General features: G+C 49.8%; 21 protein-coding genes and 1 tRNA gene. 17 read left to right on the forward strand and 5 right to left on the reverse strand.

The features are described from left to right. Positions 1 to 8 precede the first annotated feature (8 nt). From KE531_12475 to KE531_12500, 6 genes are all read left to right on the forward strand, one after another. The gene (locus KE531_12475) at positions 9 to 2,204 is read left to right on the forward strand and encodes an alpha-galactosidase (GenBank protein ID MBR9954416.1); all 2,196 of its coding nucleotides are present in this window, start codon (positions 9 to 11) and stop codon (positions 2,202 to 2,204) included. Positions 2,205 to 2,220: 16 nt separating this feature from the next. Further along, a complete protein-coding gene (locus tag KE531_12480) occupies positions 2,221 to 2,685 on the forward strand; it encodes a hypothetical protein (protein MBR9954417.1) in 465 nt (154 codons plus the stop codon). 5 nt (positions 2,686 to 2,690) lie between these two features. Further along, positions 2,691 to 4,532 (forward strand): Beta-galactosidase C-terminal domain, encoded by a 1,842-nt coding sequence (locus tag KE531_12485; protein ID MBR9954418.1) that lies wholly within the window; start codon positions 2,691 to 2,693, stop codon positions 4,530 to 4,532. 46 nt (positions 4,533 to 4,578) lie between these two features. Then, positions 4,579 to 5,691 carry a sn-glycerol-3-phosphate ABC transporter ATP-binding protein UgpC gene (ugpC, locus tag KE531_12490; GenBank protein MBR9954419.1) on the forward strand — a complete coding sequence of 371 codons (1,113 nt, stop codon included), beginning with the start codon at positions 4,579 to 4,581 and terminating at the stop codon, positions 5,689 to 5,691. A 1,206-nt stretch (positions 5,692 to 6,897) separates the two neighbouring features. Continuing rightward, positions 6,898 to 8,553 carry an AAA family ATPase gene (locus KE531_12495; GenBank protein MBR9954420.1) on the forward strand — a complete coding sequence of 552 codons (1,656 nt, stop codon included), beginning with the start codon at positions 6,898 to 6,900 and terminating at the stop codon, positions 8,551 to 8,553. Between the two features lie 27 nt (positions 8,554 to 8,580). Continuing rightward, the gene (locus KE531_12500; protein MBR9954421.1) at positions 8,581 to 9,876 is read left to right on the forward strand and encodes an McrC family protein; all 1,296 of its coding nucleotides are present in this window, start codon (positions 8,581 to 8,583) and stop codon (positions 9,874 to 9,876) included. A 97-nt stretch (positions 9,877 to 9,973) separates the two neighbouring features. Here the strand turns inward: KE531_12500 and KE531_12505 are convergent, their stop codons facing one another. After that, a complete protein-coding gene (locus KE531_12505; protein MBR9954422.1) occupies positions 9,974 to 11,161 on the reverse strand; it encodes an iron-containing alcohol dehydrogenase in 1,188 nt (395 codons plus the stop codon). A 224-nt stretch (positions 11,162 to 11,385) separates the two neighbouring features. Between KE531_12505 and KE531_12510 the strand changes: the two genes are divergently transcribed. Beyond that, entirely contained in the window at positions 11,386 to 11,958 is a 573-nt protein-coding gene (locus tag KE531_12510; GenBank protein MBR9954423.1) for a DNA-3-methyladenine glycosylase I, read from the forward strand. On the opposite strand, the gene KE531_12515 is transcribed toward KE531_12510, so the two are convergent. Beyond that, on the reverse strand, positions 11,955 to 13,310 hold the full coding sequence (locus tag KE531_12515; protein ID MBR9954424.1) for an MATE family efflux transporter: 1,356 nt from the start codon (positions 13,308 to 13,310) through the stop codon (positions 11,955 to 11,957). The genes KE531_12510 and KE531_12515 overlap by 4 nt on opposite strands. Positions 13,311 to 13,406: 96 nt before the next feature. Here KE531_12515 and KE531_12520 point away from each other — a divergent pair, with 96 nt between their 5' ends. The 3 genes from KE531_12520 to KE531_12530 all read left to right on the forward strand — a co-directional run bounded on the left by KE531_12520 (position 13,407) and on the right by KE531_12530 (position 16,441). Further along, a complete protein-coding gene (locus KE531_12520; GenBank protein MBR9954425.1) occupies positions 13,407 to 14,234 on the forward strand; it encodes an RNA methyltransferase in 828 nt (275 codons plus the stop codon). Positions 14,235 to 14,383: 149 nt separating this feature from the next. Beyond that, positions 14,384 to 15,541, forward strand: a complete 1,158-nt coding sequence (locus KE531_12525; GenBank protein MBR9954426.1) for a GGDEF domain-containing protein — start codon at positions 14,384 to 14,386, stop codon at positions 15,539 to 15,541. A gap of 273 nt (positions 15,542 to 15,814) precedes the next feature. Next, positions 15,815 to 16,441: a hypothetical protein gene (locus KE531_12530; protein MBR9954427.1), complete on the forward strand. Its 627-nt coding sequence runs from the start codon at positions 15,815 to 15,817 to the stop codon at positions 16,439 to 16,441. Positions 16,442 to 16,498: 57 nt separating this feature from the next. Here the strand turns inward: KE531_12530 and lnu(C) are convergent, their stop codons facing one another. Both lnu(C) and KE531_12540 read right to left on the reverse strand, forming a co-directional pair. Then, positions 16,499 to 16,993, reverse strand: coding sequence for a lincosamide nucleotidyltransferase Lnu(C) (gene lnu(C) / locus KE531_12535; GenBank protein ID MBR9954428.1), 495 nt, complete (start codon positions 16,991 to 16,993; stop codon positions 16,499 to 16,501). Between the two features lie 23 nt (positions 16,994 to 17,016). Continuing rightward, positions 17,017 to 18,054 (reverse strand): IS1595-like element ISSag10 family transposase, encoded by a 1,038-nt coding sequence (locus KE531_12540; protein MBR9954429.1) that lies wholly within the window; start codon positions 18,052 to 18,054, stop codon positions 17,017 to 17,019. A gap of 102 nt (positions 18,055 to 18,156) precedes the next feature. On the opposite strand from KE531_12540, the gene KE531_12545 reads away from it, so the two are divergent. The 5 genes from KE531_12545 to KE531_12565 all read left to right on the forward strand — a co-directional run bounded on the left by KE531_12545 (position 18,157) and on the right by KE531_12565 (position 21,380). Continuing rightward, a complete protein-coding gene (locus KE531_12545; protein ID MBR9954430.1) occupies positions 18,157 to 18,471 on the forward strand; it encodes a hypothetical protein in 315 nt (104 codons plus the stop codon). Between the two features lie 212 nt (positions 18,472 to 18,683). Then, complete coding sequence (locus KE531_12550) at positions 18,684 to 18,938, forward strand: hypothetical protein (protein MBR9954431.1); 255 nt, start codon at positions 18,684 to 18,686, stop codon at positions 18,936 to 18,938. A 44-nt stretch (positions 18,939 to 18,982) separates the two neighbouring features. Then, positions 18,983 to 19,222: a hypothetical protein gene (locus KE531_12555; protein ID MBR9954432.1), complete on the forward strand. Its 240-nt coding sequence runs from the start codon at positions 18,983 to 18,985 to the stop codon at positions 19,220 to 19,222. 226 nt (positions 19,223 to 19,448) lie between these two features. Continuing rightward, positions 19,449 to 21,224 carry a cation:proton antiporter gene (locus KE531_12560; protein MBR9954433.1) on the forward strand — a complete coding sequence of 592 codons (1,776 nt, stop codon included), beginning with the start codon at positions 19,449 to 19,451 and terminating at the stop codon, positions 21,222 to 21,224. A gap of 82 nt (positions 21,225 to 21,306) precedes the next feature. Then, positions 21,307 to 21,380: transfer RNA gene (locus tag KE531_12565), tRNA-Arg, on the forward strand. A 184-nt stretch (positions 21,381 to 21,564) separates the two neighbouring features. On the opposite strand, the gene KE531_12570 is transcribed toward KE531_12565, so the two are convergent. Continuing rightward, entirely contained in the window at positions 21,565 to 22,839 is a 1,275-nt protein-coding gene (locus KE531_12570; GenBank protein MBR9954434.1) for a hypothetical protein, read from the reverse strand. A 278-nt stretch (positions 22,840 to 23,117) separates the two neighbouring features. Between KE531_12570 and KE531_12575 the strand changes: the two genes are divergently transcribed. Both KE531_12575 and recJ read left to right on the forward strand, forming a co-directional pair. Then, positions 23,118 to 23,609, forward strand: coding sequence for a M48 family metallopeptidase (locus KE531_12575; GenBank protein MBR9954435.1), 492 nt, complete (start codon positions 23,118 to 23,120; stop codon positions 23,607 to 23,609). 51 nt (positions 23,610 to 23,660) lie between these two features. Next, entirely contained in the window at positions 23,661 to 25,385 is a 1,725-nt protein-coding gene (recJ, locus tag KE531_12580; protein MBR9954436.1) for a single-stranded-DNA-specific exonuclease RecJ, read from the forward strand. Positions 25,386 to 25,389 lie beyond the last annotated feature (4 nt).

A 25,389-nucleotide genomic window follows, 5' to 3' on the forward strand; every position in this document is an offset into this window, starting at 1 on the left:
ATGAATCAATGGCAGTGAAATATATTGCAGAAACAAAAACTTTCATACTGGAGACGAAGAACAGTTCCTATCTTATGGCCGTGAGCCGGTACGGAAACCTGCTCCATATGTACTATGGGGACAGGATTCCCGATACGGATCTGGACTATCTTCTCACGTTTCATGACCGGGGATTTTCCCCGAATCCAAACGAGGCGGGAAATGACAGGACGTTTTCCCTGGACTTCCTGCCCCAGGAGTTTTCCACAAGCCGGGGCGGCGACTACCGCAGCCCCAGCGTGGAATTGGTCTGGGGAGAAGGCGGAGCCTCCTTTTTGGGGCGTGTGGCCGGATATGAGATTCTGGAAGGTGCGGAAAAGGTTTTCGGGATGCCGTCCCTCTGGGCTTCGGCCGGGGAGCAGGTGAACACACTGGAAATCACGCTGGAAGATCCGGTGAGTCAGGCGGAAGTGAAGCTGTCCTATGTGGTATTTGAGGACAAGGATGTGATTGCCCGCTCTGTAAGGCTCATCAACCGGGGAGAAAAGGCGATTCGCCTGGAACGGCTGATGTCGGCCACCGTGGATTTCAGAGGCTCGGATTATGACATGATTTATTTTACGGGGAGACATGCGATGGAGCGGGAATTCCAACGCATCCCCGTCTGGGACGGCATCCATTCCATTGGAAGCGGCAGAGGCTCGTCCTCCCATCAGTACAACCCGTTTGCCATTATCTGCGAAAAGGGCTGCGGCGAGGACGAGGGCCAGTGCTGGGGCTTTTCGCTGATTTACAGCGGGAACTTCACCATTGAGGCGGAAAAGGATCAGTATAAGAACCTGCGGGTGCATACGGGCATCAGCTCCCGGAATTTCTCTTTCCTTCTGGAGGCTGGAGAGGAATTCCAGACACCCCAGGCGGTGCTTGCCTGGTCGGGAAAAGGCCTTACGGGCTTAAGCCATATTTACCACCGGATTTTCCGTGAAAACCTCTGCCGGTCCCCCTTTAGGAAGAAGCCGCGCCCGATTTTGCTAAACAGCTGGGAAGCTGCCTATTTTGACTTCGACGGGGAAAAGATCCTTCAGATTGCCAGGGAAGCCGCCGGCCTGGGCGTAGAGCTTTTTGTGCTGGACGACGGATGGTTCGGAAAGCGGGACAACGACAGCGCGGGGCTTGGCGACTGGACGGTGAACCGGGACAAGTTAAAGATGGATTTAAAGGACATGTCCGACCGGATTCACGAAATGGGCATGCAGTTTGGAATCTGGGTAGAACCGGAGATGGTGTCGGAGGACAGCGACCTGTACCGGCGTCATCCCGACTGGTGCCTGAGGGATCCGGGACGCCCGGCTGTCCGCGGCCGCTACCAGCTTGTGCTGGATCTTTCCAGACGGGATGTGTGCGACTATCTGATCGGAACCTTAAACGGGATTGTGGAACAGGCGAAAATCGAGTACGTGAAATGGGATGCGAACCGCAGCATCGCCGAGGCCTGGTCCGCGCTCCTGGACAGAAAGCACCAGGGGGAGGTTCTCCACCGATACATGCTTGGTTTGTATTATGTGATGGATCAGGTGATTTTAAAACATCCGGAGGTGATTTTCTGCGGATGCAGCGGCGGCGGCGGCCGGTTCGACCCGGCCATGCTCTACTACCAGCCGCAGATCTGGTGCAGCGACAACACGGACGCCGTCAACCGGTTAAAGATCCAGTACGGAACCTCCTTTGCGTATCCGATGAGTACCATGGAAGCCCATGTTTCGGTATGCCCCAACCATATGACCGGGCGGAGCGTGCCCTTTGCCACCAGAGGAATCGTGGCCATGGGCGGGATCTTTGGATATGAGCTGGATCCCGTGAAGATGACAGAAGAGGAGAAGGAGGCCTGCCGGGAGCAGATCCGCTTCTACAAGAAATATTGCAGGGTAGTCATGGACGGCGACTATTACCGGCTCACAAACCCCTATGAAAACCGGTATTTTACTGCATGGCAGCATGTGTCCCAGGATCAGAAAAAATCCCTGGTAGGCATCGTTGTCACCGACAGAGAGGCGAACGATCCTCAGAGGTTCCTGCGGTTAAAGGGATTAAAGGAGGACGGCTTCTATAAGATTGAAGGCTGGAAGGGAAAATATTCCGGAAAGCTTCTGATGAACGCCGGAATCCCGGTGCCCCTGGAGCTGAGGGAATACGAGGGGATCCAGCTCGTGCTTAAAATGATATGAGAGGCAGGGAGAAACGATGCGGGATGTGGTATTTGAATGGTATGTGACCCACGCACTCAGCCAGAAGGAGAGGCTTATGAAGGCAGTCTGTGTCTCGGCGGCCATCGTGTTTTTCATCGACGCGGTCTTCTTCATGGCGGTGATGCTGATTCCGGCTGCGGCCTTTGGAATCGCAGGTTTCTTCCTGTCCCGGAGCCTTAAGTACGAATATGAATTTGTCTATGTAAACGGTGATTTCACCATATCCAAAATCCTGCACAAGTCCAGGCGGAAGGACGTCCTGCACATGAACCGCACGGATTTTGAGGAAATTCTCCCCGGAAGGGCAGAAGCAGGGAGGCTGCCGGTAAAGGACTTTACTTCCGGCCTCCCGGGACAGCCGGTGTACACCATTCGGGCCAAGGGCATGCTTATTTTTATCGAGGCCGAGGAAGACTTCATAAAAGAGATGAAAAAATATTACCCCATTGCGGACAGGTGAATGAGATGGAGAGAGAAACGGTATTCAGCCGGAGATTAAACCGGCACTGGGATGAACTGAAATGGCTCTACTGCGAGCTCTACGAAGGCGGGATCGGCTCTTTTGAAGAGCTGTGCCGGATCATGGAGACGCGCAGTAAGGAGCGGGATCCGAAGCTTAAGCGGATGGATAAAAAGCGGGAAGAGGATCCGGAGTGGTACAGGAAAAATGACATGATGGGCATGATGATGTACACCGATGCCTTTGCCGGTACTTTAAACGGAGTCCGGGATAAGCTTGGCTACATCCGGGAATGCGGTGTCCGCCTTCTTCACCTGATGCCGCTTCTGGATTCCCCGGAGGTGAACAACGACGGCGGGTACGCTGTGTCGGACTTTACCCGTGTCAAGGAGAGCCTGGGCACCATGGAAGATCTGAGGGCGCTGGCAGATGAATGCCACAGGATGCGGATCAGCGTGTGCCTGGATTTCGTCATGAACCATACATCCGAGGAACATGAGTGGGCCGTCCGGGCCAGGGCCGGGGAAAAGGAGTACCAGGACCGGTATTTCTTTTTCGACGACTGGTCGGTTCCGGCGGAGTACGAAAAGACCTGCCCGCAGGTGTTCCCGACGACGGCTCCCGGGAATTTCACATGGCTTGAGGACGCGAAAAAATACGTCATGACGACTTTTTATCCGTACCAGTGGGATTTAAATTACCGAAACCCCGTGGTGTTCAACCAGATGGCGGATAATCTCCTGAACCTGGCGAATCACGGCGTAGACGTCCTGCGGATTGATGCGGTGCCTTATATCTGGAAGGAGCTCGGCACAAGCTGCCGCAACCTCCCGCAGGTACATACCATCGTCCGCATGCTCCGGATGATCTGTGAGATCGTCTGCCCGGGTGTCCTGCTGCTAGGCGAGGTGGTCATGGAGCCGGCCCGGGTGGTGCCGTACTTTGGGACCGTCGAGAAGCCGGAATGCCACATGCTTTACAACGTGACGACTATGGCTTCGATCTGGCATACGGCTGCTGCTGGGAAGGTATCCCTGCTCCGTCACCAGATGGACGTGATAAGCGGCCTGCCCAGGGAATACGTGTTTCTCAACTACCTGCGGTGCCACGATGATATCGGATGGGGACTGGAGTACCAGTGGCTGAGGAAAGAATCTATGGAAGAGGTTCCCCATAAGAAGTTTTTAAATGCCTACTTTACCGGGAACTGGCCGGGCTCCCTGGCCCGCGGCGAGCTGTACAACGACGATCCGGCATCGGGAGATGCAAGGCTCTGCGGAACGACTGCCTCGCTCTGCGGACTGGAAGGGGCGCTTAAAGCAGGAGATGAAGCGGCGGCAGAGCGGGCCGTGGACTTCGACCTGATGCTTCACACCCTGATGATGACGTTATCGGGGATCCCGATGCTTTACAGCGGAGACGAGATCGGCCAGCAGAACGATTACAGCTACAAAGAGGATCCGGCAAAGGCCGCCGATTCGCGGTATGTCCACCGCGGCCGGTTCGACTGGGAGGCAGCCGGGAAACGGAAGGAAGAAGGAACGGTGCAGTACCGCCTGTTCCAGGGGATCCGGAAGCTTAAGAAGCTCAGAGAGACGTATCCGGTGTTCTTAAACGCCGCGTCTGTTAGGACCGTGGAAACGTATGATCCGGCCCTTCTCTGCCTGGTCAGGGAGTTTGAAGGGGAAAGGCTGACGGCAGTGTTCAACTTTTCCGGAGAAGAAAAAACGGCATGGATCAGCGAACCGGGAACCGGTACGGATCTTCTGTCCGGTGAAACCTTAGAAGTGAAAAACGTCCCCATGCGGCCGTTCGGGGCCAGGTGGATGTTCTGCAAAGAAGCATAGAAAACAATGGCGGCGCCGAATGGGTGCATGAGATCAGGAGGAAATTATGGCAAGTGTTCAGTTAAAAAATGTATGCAAGAGATATCCCAATGGATACGAGGCAGTGAAAGACTTTAATCTGGATATTGAGGATAAAGAATTTATCATCTTTGTAGGGCCGTCCGGCTGCGGCAAATCCACCACGCTGCGGATGGTGGCCGGCCTGGAGGACATCAGCTCCGGCGAGCTGATTATTGACGGGAAAGTAGTAAACGATGTGGAACCGAAGGACCGTGATATCGCCATGGTGTTCCAGAGCTACGCCCTGTATCCGCACATGACCGTGTATGACAACATGGCATTTTCCATGAAGCTTAAAAAGATGCCGAAGGATGAAATCGATAAGGCTGTCCGCGAGGCCGCAAGGATCCTGGATCTGGAAAAGCTTTTAGACCGCAAGCCCAGGGCCCTTTCCGGCGGCCAGCGCCAGAGGGTTGCCATGGGACGCGCCATCGTGCGGAATCCCAAGGTCTTCCTCATGGATGAGCCGCTTTCCAACCTGGATGCGAAACTGAGGGGCCAGATGCGTGTGGAGATTTCCAAGCTCCATCAGCGCCTGGGAAGCACCATCATCTACGTTACCCACGACCAGACGGAGGCCATGACCCTGGGCACCAGGATCGTCGTGATGAAGGACGGCGTCGTACAGCAGATCGACACGCCCCAGAACCTCTATGAGCATCCCTGCAACAAGTTCGTGGCCGGCTTCATCGGTTCTCCGCAGATGAACATGATTACGGCTGATGCGGTGGAGGAAGACGGCGAGGTTTCCTTACGGTTTGCCGGACAGAAAATCACGCTGAACGCCGACCGGGCACAGGCGCTGAAAAAAGGCGGCTATGTGGGCGGAAAGGTTGTTCTGGGAATCCGTCCCTCCGATATCCACGGCGATGCCGACAGCCTCCAGAAGTTCAGCAAGGCCTGCTTTGATGCGGAGGTGCGCGTGTATGAGATGCTCGGCGCCGAGGCGCTGGCTTACTTTGACATCGGCGACGCCAGCTGGGTGGCTTCCCTCAATGCGTCTACGAAGGTCTCGGTGGGCGATACGATCCGCCTGGCCATGGATACCAGCAAGATTCATATTTTTGACAATGTAACGGAAAAGACTATTGCCGATTAAAAGAAAAAACAGATCCGCTCGGGCCGTGTGAGGGCTTGGGGCGGGTCTGTTTTTTGCATTTATCTGGATCCGAAACCGTCAATTTTTGTTTGTATCTTCCATTTTATATGTTCAGGATGTTATAATAGATAAGATAGTATGTGAGGTTGGAAACCGGCAGGAAAAGCGGCGTTGGCTGAGCTTGAAAAATTTATGAAAGACAGAGGAAAAGGAACGATGGAAACAGGACAGGGAAATGATATGGCATCCGAGCTTCAGAGGAAGGAAATCCGTTTGATTATTGAACAATACAAATCGAACTTTTCAGAGATTGACCGTCAGGAACGCTACAAATGGAAAGCGGCCGGCTGGTACAGGAAGCATTGGAACATTGATGCGGCAGACTTTCCGGCAATGCTGTCCGCTGCCTTTGAGAAAGCTGACAATCTGCTCACTGCGAACATGTATTGGCCCCATAAGATGATGATGGAGTTTGCTCAGGCATCTCCTGAAACCGTCCGGCATCTTTTTCGGATCCTTTACGATGAACATCTCCCGCTTGCGGAACGCTACGAAGCTTTTCGTGAGGGATTTGACAGTTATGTCAAGCCACTGGGAAGAAATCACTATCAGGATCTCCATGCAATTTCCGTATATTTGTCGTTTGAATACCCTGAAAAATACTTTATCTATAAGGCCAGGCCGTTTACGGCATTTCGGGAATGCATTGGATATACAGAAGAAAAACCAAAGCTGAAATCGTCTGTATGGAAAATTGAGAGTTATAATCGGATGTGCCGGTTGATTTTAGAGGAAATTCAAAAGGATCCGGAGCTGATCCGAATGAACAGAGACCGCCTGGATGACGACTGCTGTCAGGACGAGGCATGCCATCTGCTTACAACCGATCTCGTTTACTTCGGGGCTGTGTATATGGTTCAAAAGGATTTCAGGAACAGCGTCACAGAAACGGCTGAACGTGTCTATTGGCCGTCTGCGAATGAATATGATCCGGGAATGACTGCGGAAATGTGGGCTGCTGCCTTAAAGGATTCCACAGTGACGTCTCCCGAAAATCTGGACATGCTGAAAAAAATGCTGGAGCTGGGCGGTGAGAGTACCTGCTCCCGTCTGGCTGAAGTCTATGGGAACACCCACAGTTACTATAATAAGCTGGGGAGCAGCTTCGGTGAAAAGGTAAAAAAGAAATACGGCTGCCCTGACTGTATGATTTATGGGAATGGACAGACGGAGCAAAACCGGGTATATGTGATTCCCTTTGTCGGCCGTTATGTCACTGAAAACGGGAACCGGCGCTATTCCTGGAAGCTTAGGGAAGAACTGAAAGAAGCGCTTATGCATATGGACTTTCAAGAGGAAGAGACAGTGACAGATGTTGGCCTGAATACAATCCTCTATGGCCCTCCAGGAACAGGAAAAACGTACTATATGGCTATTTACGCTGTCGCAGTCATTGAAAATAAGGAACTGGCTGTGGTCGAGAAGGAAGACTACCAGGATGTGCTGGAACGCTACCAAAGGTACGGGAACCAGGGACGAATTGAATTTACGACGTTCCATCAATCTTATGGATACGAGGAATTTATCGAGGGCATTAAACCTGTGATTACGGAAGAAGACAATTCAGGTGGAGAAGCGGGAGACATTCGGTATGATGTGCAGCCTGGCACGTTCAAAAGATTCTGCGAAAAGGCGAACCACTCGGGGAGATCAAAAACAGAAAATTACGGCATCAGGGAGTATCCGAATATCTGGAAGGTTTCTTTATCTGGAACGGGCGATAATCCAATCCGTTCCGAATGCCTGAAAAACGGCCACATTCGCATTGGATGGGACAGCTACGGAAAGGATATTACAGATGAGACCGATTTTTCTGACGGCGGAAACATCGTTTTGAATGCTTTTATGAATCGTATGCAGGTTGGCGACATTGTATTTTCGTGTTACAGCTCTACGACGATTGATGCCGTCGGCGTCGTCACAGGAGAATATGAATGGCATGATGAATACGACAGGCTGAAACGGCTGCGGAAGGTGAACTGGATTGTCAAGGGGATTCAGGAGAATATACTTTCCATCAATGGCGGATTCTCCATGACGTTGGCATCCGTCTATCGTCTGTCAAATGTGTCAGTTGGCGATGTATATCAGATCATTGAAAAATATCGTCCGGCCCCGCCGTCTGCGGCCGCGGACAATCATGATAATTATGTTTTCATTATCGACGAAATCAACCGCGGCAACATCTCAAAAATTTTCGGCGAATTGATTACCCTGATTGAGCCGTCCAAGCGTCTTGGGCAGCCGGAAGGCATGAAGGCAGTGCTGCCCTATTCCCGGAAACTTTTTGGCGTACCGAAAAATGTGTATCTGATCGGAACCATGAATACGGCAGACCGTTCGATTGCGGCGATTGACACGGCCCTGCGCCGACGATTCTTTTTCAAAGAGATGATGCCGGATCCGGACAAACTGTCAGATATCAGTGTCGAAGATCTGTCAATCAGCGAGCTGCTCTCCCGGATGAATCAGCGAATTGCCGTTCTTTATGACCGGGAACATACCATTGGACACGCATATTTTATGCCGTTAAAAGCCAATCCGACGATTGAGGCGCTGGCCGAGATTTTCCGCCGCAGCATTCTTCCGCTTTTGCAGGAATATTTTTATGAGGATTATGAAAAAATTCGGCTGATACTCGGCGACAACAGGAAAACGGAAACAGGTGAGCAGTTTATTACGGTTAAGCAGAATGATTATATGGAGCTGTTTGGCGACTCGGAAGTTGATCTGGAGGATGGGTACAGCTATGAAATCAATGACGCTGCGTTTGACAATATTGAATCCTACCGCTCCATTTAAAATTTGAAAAAGAAGCGAGGTGTGGGAATGAAGCCGGTCTATCAGATCGAAGAATATGGTTCCTTTGTCTCCGGGAAAGAAATTGCCGGATACAAAACTTTGCCGGAATCCGTTTTCTGCCAGCTTGAAGAATTCATTCTGACGAATCGCAGCAGGAATGCAGATGCTTTGGAGGTGATGGGACTTTCTGCGAAGAAACATGTCGGTAAAGTGATTACCGCCAAGAACTATGTTGGCATTATCACGCTGAAAGACGGCACTGCCATTGAAATTCTTCCCAAAATCCACTCGGCCGTTATGGACGATGATCTTGGCACTAGGAATAAACGATTGTTGATTGAGATGCTGAAAACGCTCAGGGAAACACCGTTTAAGTCCTTGCAGATATCCCATGTAAATATTGAAAAAATGAATATTTTTGAAATATTTATTCGAATGTTTCTCAATGAGGTGTCTGTCATTGTGAAACGCGGCCTTCCGTGCAGATACGAGACAGTCGAAGAAAATACGGCTTTCTTTAAAGGAAAGCTGCTGTTTTCTGAGCAGGTCAAACGAAACAGCTTTCACAGAGAGCGCAGCTATGCGGAATATGATCTCTTTACGGCCAATCGACCGGAGAATAAATTGCTGAAGACAACGCTTCTTTATCTTGGAAAAAGGACTGCGTCTTCAAAAAACAGGAGTGATATTAAGATTTTGCTCAGTGCTTTTTCCGATGTGGAAGTTTCGGAGAATTGGGAAGCAGATTTCACCAGATGTATTCCGGATCGGATGATGAAGGATTACCGTACGGCATTGACGTGGTGCCGGGTATTTTTAATGGGCAGGAGTTTTACCTCTTTTTCCGGGGCGGAAACGGCGTCGGCACTTCTGTTCCCAATGGAAACACTTTTTGAAAGCTATGTCGCCGCCGCACTTAAGAAAAAGCTTTCCGGAAAAGACTTTATGATTTCCATTCAGGATAAAACATGTTATCTTTTTAATGAGCCGGGGAAAAAGTTTCTGATGAAGCCGGACATCGTGGTGAAACGGAAATCGGACAAGGCTGTTTTTGTGCTTGATACGAAATGGAAGCTTCTGGATGCAGGTAAGGCAAACTATGGCATTTCACAGGCAGATATGTACCAGATGTACGCCTACCAGAAAAAATACGGCGCAAAACATAGTACACTGCTGTATCCTGAGACGGAAAAGGTGCCGCCGGACACGGTTCTTGAGTATAAAGCCGATGACGGTGCGGCAGTCTTTGTTCAGTTCCTTGATTTATTTGACATGGCAAACAGCATTGCGGAAGTTGTAAACTTGTTTGAGAAACAAGAATAGGGTAAAAAAAGAGGAACGCTTTGCCATCCAATTTGATGACGCTGCGATCCCCTTTTTTATTGTATAAGGACTCCAGTTCTATGCAGATTTTCTTCTTTTAGAAATCCACTTCCTCATCATAGAAGCAGCATTTCAGAAGCTTCGCCATCACATCCGGCGTAATGGCTCTCGGGTTGGAACCGGTACAGGCGTCGCCTACGGCCAGTTCTGCCACCTGCGGCAGTTTCTCGAGGAATTCTTTTTCGTCAATGATGCCGCCTTCGTAGTCCTTGATGCAGGACGGGATGTCGAGGGCCTTGTTCATCTCATTCAGACGTGCGATTAAGGCGTTCGTCAGCTCCTCATCAGTATTGCCTTCCAGATGGATGAATTTTGCAATGGCAGCGTAGCGTTTCATGGCTTCCGGCTCTGCGGAGTTGTATTTGATTACCTTCGGCAGGTACATGGCGTTGGCGCAGCCGTGTACGATATGGCCGCCGGAGTAGGCAGCGCCTGTCTTGTGGGCCATGGAATGTACGATTCCTAACAGGGCGTTGGAGAAGGCCATGCCGGCAAGACACTGGGCATCATGCATCTTCGCGCGGGCATCCATGTCGCCGTTGTAGGACGGAACCAGGTACTCGTTGATCATCTCGATGGCATGGAGAGCCAGCGGATCCGTGTACTCGCAGTGCATCGTGGATACATAGGCCTCGATGGCATGGGTCATGGCGTCCATACCCGTATGGGCTGTCAGCTTCTTGGGCATGGTTTCTGCCAGAGCCGGGTCAACAATCGCCACATCCGGCGTGATGTTGAAGTCAGCCAGCGGATACTTTACGCCCTTGTTGTAGTCAGTGATAACGGAGAAGGCCGTCACTTCCGTAGCCGTACCGGAGGTAGAAGAAATCGCGCAGAATTTTGCCTTCGTACGCAGAGTCGGGAAGCTGAACGGTGTAATCAGGCTCTCAAAGGTTGTGTCCGGATACTCATAGAATACCCACATAGCCTTTGCGGCATCAATGGGGGAACCGCCTCCGATGGAGACAATCCAGTCGGGGCCAAACTTTCTCATGGCCTCGGCGCCTTTCATAACCGTGTCGACAGACGGATCCGGCTCAACGCCTTCAAACAGTTCCACTTCCATGCCGGCTTCCTTTAAGTAGCTCACCACTTTGTCAAGAAAACCGAAACGCTTCATGGAGCCGCCGCCTACGACGACCATGGCTTTTTTGCCAGGAAGCGTTTTCAGTGCCTCCAGAGCATCTTTTCCGTGATACAGGTCTCTCGGTAATGTGAATCTCATAACGTACACCTCTCCTTTTATTATTTTTAAAAGTATTCGTTACTTTTTTAACAATTAGATCATAACACCGGAAAGGAGGAAAGTCAATAGTCCGGACAGCTTTTTTATGAAAGATTTATAGCTGCCAGGGACGTATCTGACAGGCTGCAAAGATTCTGATTGCTTCCAGCCGCCGGAGCGAATATAATCATGGTTAGAAACAAGATTACCGGGGAGGAAGAGGCATGGAGTGGCCGGATGGAAAGTGCAGATGCATTTGGGCAAATCCGAAGAATGAAACGTATATCAAATATCATGATGAAGAATGGGGAGTCCCGGTTCATGACGATAAGCGGCTGTTTGAAATGCTGATTTTGGAGTCGTTCCAAGCGGGGCTTTCCTGGGAATGTGTATTAAATAAGAGAGAGGCCTTCCGGCGCGCCTTTGACGGGTTCGACCTGGATGCTGTCTGCGGCTATGGAGAAGAAAAAATGCTTTCCCTTCAGGCGGATCCGGAAATCATCAGAAACCGGCGGAAAATCCGGGCGGCCGTGGACAATGCCGTTATTTTCCGGGAAATTCAGAAGGAGTGGGGAAGTTTTTCCGATTATTTATGGAGCTTTACAGACGGGAAGGTGGTTCATGAAACGGGGCTTGCCAATTCGCCGCTTTCGGACAGGATTTCAAGAGATTTGAAAAAGCGGGGCATGAAGTTTGTCGGGACGACGATTATTTATGCATATCTCCAGGCCGTAGGTGTGATTGAATCCCACGAGGAGGGCTGCTTTCTCGCAGCGCCTCCCCGCAGGGGATGTTAGTCTTCTTTTTTCGCCCCTTTGCTCTGCATCCAGTCGGCTTTCAGATAATAGATAAAGAGGGCGATGGCACTTAAGCCCCAGGTCAGCGGATAGACGAGGCAGAGCATCCAGACGCTGTGGGTCAGCGGGATGGTAATGGATAAAAATGCGACACGGATGACGCACCAGGTGGCGATCATGATGACCATGGATACCATGGTTTTTCCGGCTCCCCGCAGGATAGCTGCAAAGGAGTGGGAGGACGCCAGAAGGAAGAAAAACGGCGCGGCCGTCCTGGATTTCAGGATTCCGAATTCCACCACCTCCGGCGTGGAGTCGAAGGCTGCAATGAGCTGCGGTGCAAATATGAAAACGAAAACGCCGATGAGCTCTGACAGGAGGACGGAGGCCAGAATGCCGAAATACGTGCCCTTTCTCGTGCGGTCATACTGGCGGGCGCCCAGGTTCTGACTGATAAAGGTGGTGAGCGCCATGGTAAAGCTGGTGATCGGGAGGAAGCCAAAGCCTTCGATTTTGGAAAATGCGCCGAAGCCGGCCATGGCCATCTCCCCGAAGGTATTCACGTAGGACTGGACGATGACGTTGGCAAAGGCGATAATGGAGTTCTGGATTCCCGACGGCAGGCCGATATGCAGGATCTGCCCGACGATGGCCCGGTTAAAGCGGACTTCCCTTATGCGGATACGGAAGCTTTCCTTTGTCGTCATGAGCTGGAACAGGCATAAAAGGGCGCTGGCAAACTGGGAAATGATTGTAGCCAGGGCAGCCCCGCCGACGCCGGTGTGGAAATACCGGATGAAGACGATGTCTAAAACCAGATTGACGATGGAAGAAAAAATCAGGTAGTAGAGGGGATGCCTGCTGTCGCCGACGGCCTGGAGAATCCCCACGAACACGTTGTACATGACAAAGCCGATGGAACCGGCAAAGTAAACCTGAAGATATGCCACGGACTCCTTCATGACATTTGGCGGCGTGCTCATCCAGATGAGAATCTGAGGCGAGAGAGCCGTCCCCACCACGGTCAGGAAAATGCCGGCAGCCAGTCCGAAAGCCACGGCCGTGTGGACGGCAAGCCGCATGCTTTCCGTATTCCGGGCGCCGAACTGGCGTGAAATGATGACACCGGCGCCGGAGGCGAGGCCGCTGAACAGGCCGATCAGCATGAAAATCAGGCTGCTGGAGGAGCTGACTGCCGCCAGGGCGCTGCTCCCGAGAAAGTTGCCGACAATCAGGGAGTCGACGGTGTTGTACATTTGCTGGAACAGATTCCCGAAAAAAAGCGGGAGGGCAAAGTAAGTGATCCGTTTCCAGATCGGGCCCTCCGTCATCGGGATGAGACGTTTTGCCATATGTATCCCCCTTATGACATCTCAGTATGATAGAAAAAGTGTCGAAATATTATAAAAATTATAGCGCGTTTTCCAGAAAATGACAAGGAGTTTTGTATGCCGAAGATTATAGCAGTAACAGATTTTGATGCGCCGGAGCTTGACATTTATGCAAGGCTCACGGAAGGACAGCTCTTAAACCGCCACGAGCCGGAAAAGGGGATTTTCATTGCCGAGAGCCCCAAGGTCATCGAGCGGGCCCTGGATGCCGGCTGTGAGCCGATTTCGTTTTTGATGGAGACAAAGCATGTGGACGGACAGGGACGGGAAATTTTAGAACGGTGCAGCCATGTCCCCGTCTATGCGGCGGAGTTCGATGTGCTCACGAAGCTTACGGGCTTTAAGCTGACGCGGGGCATGCTCTGCGCCATGCACCGTCCGCCGCTTCCGCCGGTAACGGAGATCTGCCGCAAGGCCAGGCGGATCGCCGTGCTGGAGCATGTGGTGAACCCGACGAACGTGGGGGCGATTTTCCGGTCAGCTGCGGCCTTAAATATGGATGCGGTGCTTCTGACTCCGGAATGCAGCGATCCGCTGTACCGGCGCTCTATCCGGGTCAGCATGGGGACGGTGTTCCAGATCCCGTGGACGTTTTTTCCGGAGAGCGCCTGGCCGGAGAAAGGGCTTTCCTGCCTGAGGGAAATGGGCTTCCGGACGGCCGCCATGGCTTTGAGCGATAATTCCGTCCGGATCGACGATCCCCGCGTCGTTTCCGAGGAAAAGCTGGCCATCATTTTGGGAACCGAGGGCGACGGGCTTTCCGACGTGACCATTGACGGCTGCGACTACACCGTGCGGATTCCCATGGGGCATGGGGTGGATTCTCTTAATGTGGCCGCGGCGGGGGCTGTGGCGTTTTGGGTGTTGGGGGGGGGGGAGAGATGAAAAAGGCAGGGCCGGATATGGAAGGAAGAGCTTATTGCAGGCAGCCACACCAGAATGTTATAATGGATGTACAGAATATGAATTTAAGTTAATTCCGGTTCATTTGAACGAAAACCAACGCCAATAGAAAGACTTGCGGAGAAAAACTTATGCTTATTATTCGGCTTCTCATTGTACTTGAAATGCTATGTGTCAATATCGCTTCTGTTGAGAGGTTCTGCCGGAGAAAATACAGAAGAAGCGTGAATTTTTTGGTACTGGCGGCCTTCAGCCTGCTGTTCTTTGGCAGCATTTTGCTTTTGTTTCCCCAATATGGCAATGGAAAACTGATGATTCTGGGACTCCTGTATCTGATTCCTCTTTCGCTTTTATATGAGAACAGCATTTTCCGGATGTTCATCATCATGTGCATGAACTGGGCCTATTCGCTGTTTGCATTTGTGTCTGCATACCAGATCAGCAGACTGCTTGGAGAAGAAAATTTATATGTGAATATGCTGCTGATCCAGACGGGAATTTATGCAGTGACTCTTTATCCATTATTCAAATGGGCAATACCAAAATTTATCTTCATTTTGGAAAATTTGGGAAACTACAACAGAGAATGCGTGCGGTATTTTAATCTGAACTGTATTTTGCAGTCGGCTACCATCGTTATTTTAAATGTTGTATTTTTGGCGGAAGCGGGAAGCCCGGCAAAAATTCTTGCAATCTGTTTCTTTTTCGGAACTACGATTCTTTCGTATGTCATGATCTATCATATTGTGTCAGACTCTGTCCGGATCCGGAAATTAGAACAGGTTTCTCTGCGGGATGATCTCACAGGACTGGCAAACCGCGTTTGCCTGTTTGAGGATTTGCAGGAGCTGAGGCGCGGAAAAGCAGTTTTTTCCATTCTTTTTATGGATCTTGACCGGTTTAAAGAAGTCAACGATACCTATGGGCATGTTGTGGGAGATCAGTATCTGCGGCATTTTGCAGATATCTGCGGGGACGTTTTTCGGGGCAGCGGAAAGGCATATCGGTTTGGGGGAGACGAATTTGTTGTGCTTTGCCCGGGAGATATCCCAGAGGACAAGATCGAGGAGCTTCAGGCATGCCGAAGCTGGGAACAGGGAGCGCCGTGTCCCTTTAATCAGGTCAGCATAGGGGCCATCGCGTGCCGTCCGCCTTTTGAGGACGCAGACTTTTTAATGCATGAGGTGGATCAGAAAATGTATGAAATGAAGCTGAAATCAAGGGAAGCATTACTGGGCGTCACCGGCTCCGGAAGGACATTTGCAAATGAAAAAGGGAGTGCTATTTAGGATGAGCTCGTTCTGTTTATCTGAAATCTTGCGGCCAAATGGGCTGGGAGGACAGAATAGAACCGGGGGATTGGGCAGCACAAGTGCCTCTATTCGTGAAAAGAAAATTTTAATAGGTGGAAGGATATATAATGTTAGTTATTGTTCCACTTTGCTGTGTGAATGTATGGCTATTGATAGTTTTTGCGTAAGAAAAAACAGTGATTGGAGAAAAGCCAGAGAATACAGAGAGTTAATGATGTTCAATAAATACATTTTATAAGGAGGTAAGGTATGAATGCCAGAAGCAAAATGCGAAGAATGCAAGGAAGGAAAGTTTTTATCTTTTTTATTCAAACAGTTGTTCCTTTTTTATTACCATTTCTATTTGAAGTACCGCCCGAGTATATTTCTAAAAGTGTACAAGTTATAGCAGTTGTATTTTTTGCGGCAATTGATTTGTTTTTCATTTATTTATTAAATGAAAAACAAAAGCAGGATCAAATGGTAGAATTTAGAAATAAAATTGCGAGAGATGCGTATTCAAATGTTTACGAATTGAATGAGAGAAAACGAAATTACATAGTTAATTGTTCATATAGGCAAGATTTTTCTTTACCAGAAAAAGTAATACCATATAATATCCATGAGTATATTGTAGAGATATGTAATTCATTTAAAAATGTTATTTCTCAAATAACAGAGATTAACAAAGAATATATTTCAGTATCGTTTATTTATAGGTATAAATATAGAAAGGAAAAAGAACCGTGGAGATGGATTGTGGGCAAAGAACAAACAATGCAAACGCCATTGGATGAGTTTGTTAATACGGAAGAAACAGTATATTATACTTTGATTAATGAAAAAGATACGGTTGTATTTTATAATGATAAAGGCTATGTCACAACAAACAGTTGATAAATAGCCATTTTTATAGGGGAGTATCAGAACTCCCCTATAAACTGTTATTTGCAGTTATCTATACTCATTTGGAATTTCGATATGAAGTGTCTCACACAATAACTTCACATCATGTGCATCATTTTCATCAAACTCGTATCCCAGATGGAACATTACTTGACTATATGGTTCAATACAGGAAACCTCTATTTCCTCAATTCTTCCTTTACCCGAAAAAGTTTCTACCGGAAAACAATCCCCATCATAAAGAATTTCACCTTCGTCCGTATATTCAAAACAATGCAAATCAATAATTCTGTTTTTCAAATCTTCCCATACAGTATGGTTCAATGTTGTATATTCCATCTTAATCTCATAAAAGCCATTAGCTTTCATTATTTCTATAAAGTTCTGATAATCGTTCTTTTCTACAAAAATGTCAATATCATTATGGGCTCTTGACTGATATCCAAGAAGAGCATCTACACCCCAGCCACCATCAAGAAAGACTTTAATCTCCGCATCTATTGCAAATTGAAGAATCTGTTTTACATCTGTTATATTGACCATCTTATCATCTCCACAAATTCTAATTAGGCGACCAGAGGAACTGCTGGTCTGTTTGATAAATCTCTGCATTTAGCAGTTTTCAATGTTGCCAAAACGAAAGTTAAGAAGATGTTCCTTTTCTCCATGTCGCTTTCTTTGGCGTAATTTACAAGGTTATTCCACACAAGATAGTTGTTCAGATACTTGGTAGAAACACCGTTAAAGCCACGCATAAACCTCTTTAGCTGGCTATGGTAGCTATTGATATGTTGGATATTATAAATGCCTTTCTTGGCTTTGCCAGTCTTTAACTGCACAAGGTCAATGCTATTGGCATTTGTAAATCTCACATAGGAGTTCATCTTGTCCGTAACAAGAGTGGAATTGGTCTTAATCCTACCATCATAAATATGATGTAAATCTCTTGTAGAAACTCTACCAGTATTCGTAATCTTGGAGATAGACAAGCCATTCCTATTAACCGCACAAGGAACACATACCTTTTCTTGGGACAAGCCTCTGATATGTGTAGAATGACCACGCTTATGAGCCTTGCGTGGCATAGCAAATGTCTTACTCTTGCTATGATTGCCCTTGTACGAGATGGCGAAAAAAGTTTCGTCAGCCTCAATAATGCCGTCAAGGGTAACATCGTCTGCCATATTCTGAAGTGCATCCAAAATCTTGTGTCTCCAAAGGAATGCGGTGTTTCTGTGAATCCCACAAGCAACAGCAGTCTTACGAATGGATAAGCCATTCATCATACAATCAATGTACTGCTCCCACACGGACAAGTCTTTTCTTGTACCAGACACAATGGAGTTCGTAGCAATCACGAAGGACTTGCCACAATCCTTACATACATATCGCTGTGTGCCATCTTTACGATGACCATTGCGAACCACATGGATACAGCCACAAAGAGGGCATACACGACCATTTGCAAAGCGTTCCTTTGCTACGAAATCTTCAATATTCAAAGACTTTACAAAGGCAGGACTTAAAAGCATTGTTTTAAGGCTTTCCTGCTCTGCGACAGTCAACTTACCGATAATATCTAATGCGTCTTTGATAGTAGGCATATCCAATTACCTCCTTCGGTGGTACTGTTTCTTACTATTATTATACGCTATTTCTCGTCAAAAATCAACCATTTGTTGTGACAGAGCCATGATAAAAAAGAAATGGCTGAAAATAATAAATATTATATGAGCGCAAGAGATAAAAGGCATAATAAAAACGGCTCTATTTTTGGCGTCCAGCTTATGTTTAGTAATAATGCGAAAGCGTTTGTTGAAGGAATATTGATAATATCGACTTATGGAGAGAGATTCATTTCTGATAACAATCCAGAAAAAGTAAATCAGTTGAAACGATTAATAATTGATGATCTTTTTCCGAATTACCAACGGCTATTAGAAACAGAATTGGGGATGTTATATTTGCAGCATCGGAGTAAGCCTGATGAAGAATTAGGAAATAAAAATGTTTCCAATTAAAAAGAGAAATTGCAGAGAAAAAAGAAGTGCGATTATGTGTAATGGGAATGTAGCCAGAAGGGACTCTTGTCAGCTCACATCGGATTCGAAAATAGAAAAAGAGACCTGAAGTAAGATTGTTGAGTATGGCTTAGTGAAACGGGAACGAAAGCCCCCTAACAGTTCTGCCACACTGTACATACAGGAAACAGTTATGAAAGAGAGAGATTAAAATGGATGGATTTGTATTCACGATTCTTTTGTTCGCCATGTTTACGGCCCTGATGGTTCTTCTGATTTCCAATTTAAAAGGAAGCGGCGCGGTCTATCTGTCTGCCGTCACGGCAACCTTATGCGCGTGGTTTATCGGGGTGATTTTGGATGCCAACATTGATTTTGGGGAACCTGTCGGATTTCTGTCTTTTAGAATACTCTTCCCTATACTGGCCATGGGAATTTGCATTTTAAAAGCGGTGATGAAAAAATAGAATAATCAATCGGAATTACCAGAGCAAAAAAATTTAAGACGGAGGTGTTATTCTTGAAACGAGCAATGATCGGAGGATTTATTTCGCTGATTGGAAGTATTTGGATGCTGGCTGTTATCATATCCGCAAACGATTATGCTGTAAGCGGGTGGACAACTCCTCCCGGAAAGCTATTAACCCAGATAGCGGAAGCGGATCTTATGGTATGGTTCGGCATTTCTGCCGCGGCCATAATTTTGGGGATCCTTTTGATGGCAGTCGAGTATTTTAAGAAAGATCAGTAGTCTCCCTTCGACGAAGTTTTGCAGCGCAGCCGCCTTCTCTCCTTATCCACCCAATAAGATATGTATATTTTGTACAGTATTTCGATATAAAATTATAATTTTTTGATAAAAATTACGAAAGGGTGTTTTCAAAACAGAAAAAGAGGAGTATGATAGAAGGAATCTTAGCGGGATCTTTGCATATCACGGGAGGTTCTGGCAGAAACGAAAGATGGGAGGGCGAAGTATGGAGAGGATTTGGGGACAGTTTAATGACAATACGGCTGTGCTTCTGACCTTGTTTGTGATCCTGATGTCGGGGTTCCTGATTACAAGGCTTACGAATGTGCTGCGGATGCCGCGCGTCAGCGGCTATATCATTGCCGGCATTGTGATCGGCCCCTGCGTCCTGCATCTTGTGCCGGGCGGCATCGTGGACCGGATGGGCTTCGTCAGTGATATTGCCCTGGCGTTCATCGCCTTTGGCGTCGGAAAATTCTTTAAAAAGGATGCACTGCGGCGAACCGGCCGGGAAATCGTGTGGATTACGGTCAGTGAGGCATTGGCGGCAGGCGCGCTTGTGACCCTGGTGCTCCATTTCCTGTTTGGCCTTTCCTGGGACTTTTCACTGATCTTAGGCGCCATTGCCACAGCGACGGCACCGGCCAGCACCATGATGACCATCGGCCAGTACAAGGCCAGGGGAGAAATGGTGCGGATGCTCCTTCAGATTGTGGCTCTGGACGATGTAGTCTGCCTTCTGACTTTCAGCGTCGTCTCAGCCTGGGTATCCGGCCGCGCCGACGGGGCACTTTCCGTGGCTTCGGTGGTGCTTCCAATTGTCTGGAACCTGGCGGCCATCGCCATGGGAGCCGGCTGCGGCGTGATTTTAAGCCGGCTTTTGACGCCCCAGAGGAGCCGGGATAACCGGCTGATCCTGGTGATTGCCATGCTCTGCGGCCTGTCCGGGCTCTGTGCTGCCGTTGATATTTCGCCGCTTTTGTCCTGCATGGTGTTCGGCGCCGTGTACATCAATCTGACAAAGGATAAGAAGCTGTACCGGCAGATTTCCCACTTTACGCCGCCGGTCATGTCCATCTTTTTCATTGTATCGGGAATGAATCTCGATCTCACCTCGTTCCGGGCGGTGGGCGCCATCGGCGTGGCGTATTTCTTTGTGCGGATCGCCGGAAAATACCTTGGGACGTTTGTGAGCTGCCGTCTGGCGGGAAAAAGTCCGGAAATCTGCCGGTACATGGGACTTGCGCTGGTGCCGCAGGCAGGCGTCGCCATCGGCCTTGCTTTCCTTGGAAGGCGGCTTCTTCCGCCGGAGGCAGGAGAGCTTGTGCTGACGGTTATTTTGTCGTCTTCCGTGCTTTATGAGCTGGTGGGGCCTGTCTGCGCGAAAAAGGCGTTAATCTGGTCGGGAGCCATCTCGAAGGAGCGGCTGGAGGCGGCTGGTGAAGCAGTGCCGGATAAAAACGTGGTGCGTGGACATTTTTCCGCCCGTATGGGTGCAAAAAGAGCCGGGGCAGATGTTTCCGTAACGGCAGAGAGCACCGGAAAGACGGCTGGACAGAGAAGGCGAAAGAAAAAGGCCGGGACTGCGCCGGATGGAAAACAGAAAAAAACGGAAGAGACGTTCTCAAAAGAGGGGAAGAAGGGAAGAACGGACAGCGGCGGAAAGCCGAAAAAGACGGAAGCCGGAGCAGGCACATCACGCAAAAAGAAAGAAACAGGAGAGACCCAGGCAGGAAATCAGAAGCGTACAGCAGAGGAAGCGCCTGTCTCCGGAAAAAAGAAAAAAGAGAAAAAACAGGAACCTGTGCCAGCAGGAGGCGGAAAAAAGAAGCAGCGGGAGAATGAAAAAACTGGGAAGGCCCGCGAGAGTGTGGCGGCAGACGGTATAAAGACTCCGGAAAAAGAGGCTTCCGACGGCGGCAGCAGGAAGAGACCGCGGCATAAAAACAGGAGGAAAAAGGCGAAGACAGAGGAAAGTGCAGAAAGAATGGAAAAAATTTAAAAATCCAGTTGACAGATTGGGAAATCTGAGGTAAAATCTATCCTGTTGAGTGAGCGACAGTTACCTGCCACCCACGAAATGTGCGTCAGTAGCTCAGCTGGATAGAGCATACGGCTACGGACCGTAGTGTCGGGAGTTCGAATCTTCTCTGGCGCGCTGAAGAGCGGTGTGTATTGCAAAAATGCAGTACACGCCGTTTTTGCATTATATATGCTTAGATTCATAGAACAGTAAGAATGAAAAAGCGGCGCTGTCCTTGAATAAAGGGTGCGCCGCTTTTTGTCAGCTGCAAATTATAAATTTGGATATCCGTTTTGGCTTGGAAAGGGCAGATGAAATGCTAACGGCCGCAGACACATCTTTTCTTGCCGGCGCCGTGGCAATATCCGCAGGTATCTTTGCCAACCCAGTTTTCCAGAAAGTTCCCGGTAATGGCTTCGCCGGAACCGTGGCAAATATAGCAGTCTACCCAGCCGGAGTTCCCGCAGATGATGCAGTTAGACCTGCCGTCAGGCGCTAGATTCTGGATAGGGGTGGCGCTTAAGACGTCTGTGGAAGCTTCTCCGCTGGTACCGCTGACAGCATCGCTGCCGATGTTATTTGTGTTTGCGGATTCAATCCCCAGGGCACTGCCGCTGATTCCATTCAGGCTCATTTCCTTTGGCGGGAAATAACTGCTTGCCAGCAGAGAGCCGGAAACCGTACATCCAGTGACCGTGCAGGAAGCGGCATTAAGTCCGGTGATTCCGCCTGCACCAATGGTTGGGGCGGGGGTATTGTAAGGAGACCATGAAGAAGGAGCGTCTGCGGTAATCAGGATGAAGGTATCCGCCTGACAATTTTCAATAAGCCCCAGGAGTCCCTCGTCATCGTTTCGGGCATTACGCCCGGCAATGCCGCCTGCAAAAAAGTTAGAAGCGCTTTTGGCGCTGACGTTATAATCTGCTTTGACATTGACACTGGAACGGCAGTTGGAAATGGTTCCTGCATTGCCGCCTGCGATTCCCCCAACATATCCGCTGAAGCCGTTATAAAGAGAGGTGACGGTTATCTGACCGGAAACGCTGCAATTTTTGATGCTGCCATGGCTGACGCCTGCCAGCATGCCGAAGTTTCCGTTGAGAGAGCCGAGGGTTAGATTACCGAAAACAGAACAGTTTTCGATGGTGCCCCAGTTGCTGTTCACAAGAAGGCTGTGAAGATTGGAGCTGCTGCCCCTGTATGAGGAGCTGGCCTGGAGAGTCAGGTTTTGGATTGTGCCATGGTTTTCATCAAAAATAGAACGCTTTGCTTCGTCGCCCGTGCCACCGCTTGTGTTTGTGGTAACGGATTCCAGGTTGTAGATTGTATTGCCCCCGCCGTCAAGGAAACCTTCAAAAGAGAGGACATCGACTTTTAACGGCGTGGAGAGGTGAATATCATCGGTGATTAAGAAATATTCTCCGCTGCCTCCGGTGTCTGAAATGTTGTCCAGGGCTTGCTGAAGCTCCTGCTGATTTCCGATCTGCCAGGGCGAGGATGCAGAGCCGTCCCCTGTGAGGCTCGCTGCTCCAAATGCAGATTGAGGAAACAGAAGAAATGCAGACAGAGCCGCAAGAAAAAGCTGTTTTTTCATGAAATTACCCCCGTTTCTGTTGAGGCAGAGTAAAAATCATTCGTTTTACACTGCCTGTTAAATGTTAAATTCATTATAACATGCCAAAAAACGTGAGTAAAGATGGATACGCCGAAACAGATCACAAGAAAATCGTCTTCACGCCTTTTTTCTGAAAATTCTCCCGCCGCTTGAAAATCCACAGAAATATGATAAGATAAGAACAGAGGGAAACGACAATGCAGAACAGAAAATCAGGAGATATTTCCTACCGCCTGATCCGTGCAAGGCAGAAGACCATGTCGCTCCGCGTGGCGGAGGACGGCGTCCCTGTCGTCCGCGCGCCGTACCGGCTCCCGCTTTCAGAGGCGGACCGCTTTGTGGCCGGACACCGGGACTGGATCGAGAGCCAGAGGAAGCGCCTTGCGGCTGTCCAGGCCAAAAAACGGACGTACACAAGCGAGGAAGAAGCTGCCGGACGTGCGGCGGCAAGGCGGATTTTTGAAGAAAAGTGCCGGTATTTTGCGCCCAGGATGGGCGTTACCTATAACCGGATCTCCATCCGGGAACAGAAGACGAGATGGGGAAGCTGCAGCAGCCGGGGAAATCTGAATTTCAACTGGAAACTGGCGCTGATGCCGGAGGAAATCCAGGACTATCTGGCCGTTCATGAGCTGGCTCACCGGCTGGAGATGAACCACAGCGACAGGTTTTGGCGCCTGGTGGAAAACGAAATCCCCGACTATAAGGAACGGCGGCGCTGGCTGCGGCAAAACGGATCTGGATACTAGGGCGGCCGTGACAGAAAAACAGAAGAAACGACAGAAGGAACCAACGAAAATATGAATACACAAAAGGAAATCTGGATGGTGCAGACGAAGCGGGCGGATTTTTCCGGGCTTTCAGAAAAGCTCGGCGTAAGTCCGGTCTCGGTCCGGATCATGAGAAACCGCGGGATGGAGACGGAGGACGATATGCGCCGGTACCTTTACGGGACGCCGGAGGACTTTTACTCCCCCCACCTGATGAAAAACATGGACGCGGCTGCGGCGCTTTTAAAGGAAAAGCTTATGGGCGGCCGCCGGATCCGGATCATCGGCGATTACGACATCGACGGCGTCTGCTCTACCTTCCTTCTTTTGACAGGCCTTAAGCGGACGGCGGCGGTTCCTGCGGCCGTGGATTATGAAATCCCTGACCGGATCCGGGACGGCTACGGCATCAACGAGTCCATCATCCGCCAGGCGGCCGCGGACGGCGTTGACACGCTTTTGACCTGTGACAACGGAATTGCGGCATCAAAAGAGATTGCCCTTGCAAAGGAGCTGGGGATGACGGTTATTGTCACCGACCACCATGAAGTCCCCGTGGATGGGGAGCGCCAGGTGCTCCCGCCGGCGGATGCCGTCGTGAATCCGAAACAGGACGGCGAAACGTATCCGTTCCATGAAATCTGCGGCGGCCTGGTGGCCTATAAGCTGGTGCAGGTGCTCTATGAACTCTTCGGGATCCCGAAGCGGGAATGGGAGGAGCTTTTGGAGTTTGCGGCCGTCGCCACGGTCGGCGATGTGATGCGGCTCCAGGACGAAAACCGGCTGGTGGTAAAATACGGCCTCAGGCGGATGGCAGAGACGAGGAACCTGGGCCTTAAGAAGCTGGCGGAAAAGAACGGCCTTGACCTTTCTTCCATCAGCGCCTACCATATCGGCTTTGTCATCGGCCCGTGCCTTAACGCAGGCGGGCGGCTCCAGACGGCGAAGCTGGCTTTGCGGCTTCTGCTTTCGGAGGACGAGGCGGAGGCGGATCAGCTGGCCGAAGAGCTAAAGGCATTAAATGACATGAGAAAAGACATGACGCGCCGCGGCGAGGAGGAGGCCATCCGCCAGGTGGAAGAGTGTTACGCGGATGATAAAGTTCTCGTGGTGTTCCTGCCGGACTGCCATGAATCCCTGGCCGGGATCATCGCCGGGCGCGTGCGGGAACATTTCCATAAGCCGTCCATCGTCCTGACCCGCGGCGAGACGACAGCCAAGGGCTCCGGCCGTTCCATCGAGAAATACCACATGTTCCAGTCGCTCTGCGAGGTGGCGGATCTGCTGCCGAAATTCGGCGGGCACCCCATGGCGGCGGGACTTTCCATAGAGGAAAAGGACATTGACGAGTTCAGACGGAGGCTCAATGAAAACGCGGCGCTCACAGACGAGGATTTCATACCGCGGATCTGGATTGACGTGCCGATGCCCTTAGACTATGTGAGTGAGGGGCTTGTGAGCGAGTTAAAAGGGCTGGAGCCCTTCGGGCAGGGCAATGAAAAGCCCCAGTTTGCCCAGAAGGATCTTCTGATCCGCTCCGTCCGTGTCCTGGGAAAAAACAAAAATCTGGTGAAAATGAGCCTTGTGACAGAAAACGGGCTTTCCATGGACGGGCTTTTGTTTGCGGACGGGCCGGAATTTGAGAGAGAACTTGCCGGCAGGAACCGGATCGACATTGTATATTATCCCGATGTGAATGAGTACAATGGCACCCGGACTTTGCAGGCTGTTATAAAAAACTACAAAATAAAATAGGAGG

It is taken from the genome of Eubacteriaceae bacterium Marseille-Q4139 (assembly GCA_018223415.1).
Lineage (GTDB): Bacteria > Bacillota > Clostridia > Lachnospirales > Lachnospiraceae > CABSIM01.

Excerpts from the sequence above, each read along its gene's own strand:
- KE531_12560 (MBR9954433.1), top strand. The coding sequence starts at position 19,449 with ATGGAGAGGATTTGGGGACAGTTTAATGACAATACGGCTGTGCTTCTG.
- KE531_12570 (MBR9954434.1), bottom strand. The coding sequence starts at position 22,839 with ATGAAAAAACAGCTTTTTCTTGCGGCTCTGTCTGCATTTCTTCTGTTT.
- KE531_12475 (MBR9954416.1), top strand. The coding sequence starts at position 9 with ATGGCAGTGAAATATATTGCAGAAACAAAAACTTTCATACTGGAGACG.
- KE531_12545 (MBR9954430.1), top strand. The coding sequence starts at position 18,157 with ATGGCTGAAAATAATAAATATTATATGAGCGCAAGAGATAAAAGGCAT.
- KE531_12520 (MBR9954425.1), top strand. The coding sequence starts at position 13,407 with ATGCCGAAGATTATAGCAGTAACAGATTTTGATGCGCCGGAGCTTGAC.
- KE531_12540 (MBR9954429.1), bottom strand. The coding sequence starts at position 18,054 with ATGCCTACTATCAAAGACGCATTAGATATTATCGGTAAGTTGACTGTC.
- KE531_12515 (MBR9954424.1), bottom strand. The coding sequence starts at position 13,310 with ATGGCAAAACGTCTCATCCCGATGACGGAGGGCCCGATCTGGAAACGG.
- KE531_12510 (MBR9954423.1), top strand. The coding sequence starts at position 11,386 with ATGGAGTGGCCGGATGGAAAGTGCAGATGCATTTGGGCAAATCCGAAG.
- KE531_12495 (MBR9954420.1), top strand. The coding sequence starts at position 6,898 with ATGATTTATGGGAATGGACAGACGGAGCAAAACCGGGTATATGTGATT.
- KE531_12500 (MBR9954421.1), top strand. The coding sequence starts at position 8,581 with ATGAAGCCGGTCTATCAGATCGAAGAATATGGTTCCTTTGTCTCCGGG.
- KE531_12550 (MBR9954431.1), top strand. The coding sequence starts at position 18,684 with ATGGATGGATTTGTATTCACGATTCTTTTGTTCGCCATGTTTACGGCC.
- KE531_12575 (MBR9954435.1), top strand. The coding sequence starts at position 23,118 with ATGTCGCTCCGCGTGGCGGAGGACGGCGTCCCTGTCGTCCGCGCGCCG.
- KE531_12505 (MBR9954422.1), bottom strand. The coding sequence starts at position 11,161 with ATGAGATTCACATTACCGAGAGACCTGTATCACGGAAAAGATGCTCTG.
- KE531_12525 (MBR9954426.1), top strand. The coding sequence starts at position 14,384 with ATGCTTATTATTCGGCTTCTCATTGTACTTGAAATGCTATGTGTCAAT.
- KE531_12485 (MBR9954418.1), top strand. The coding sequence starts at position 2,691 with ATGGAGAGAGAAACGGTATTCAGCCGGAGATTAAACCGGCACTGGGAT.
- KE531_12480 (MBR9954417.1), top strand. The coding sequence starts at position 2,221 with ATGCGGGATGTGGTATTTGAATGGTATGTGACCCACGCACTCAGCCAG.
- KE531_12530 (MBR9954427.1), top strand. The coding sequence starts at position 15,815 with ATGAATGCCAGAAGCAAAATGCGAAGAATGCAAGGAAGGAAAGTTTTT.
- ugpC (MBR9954419.1), top strand. The coding sequence starts at position 4,579 with ATGGCAAGTGTTCAGTTAAAAAATGTATGCAAGAGATATCCCAATGGA.
- recJ (MBR9954436.1), top strand. The coding sequence starts at position 23,661 with ATGAATACACAAAAGGAAATCTGGATGGTGCAGACGAAGCGGGCGGAT.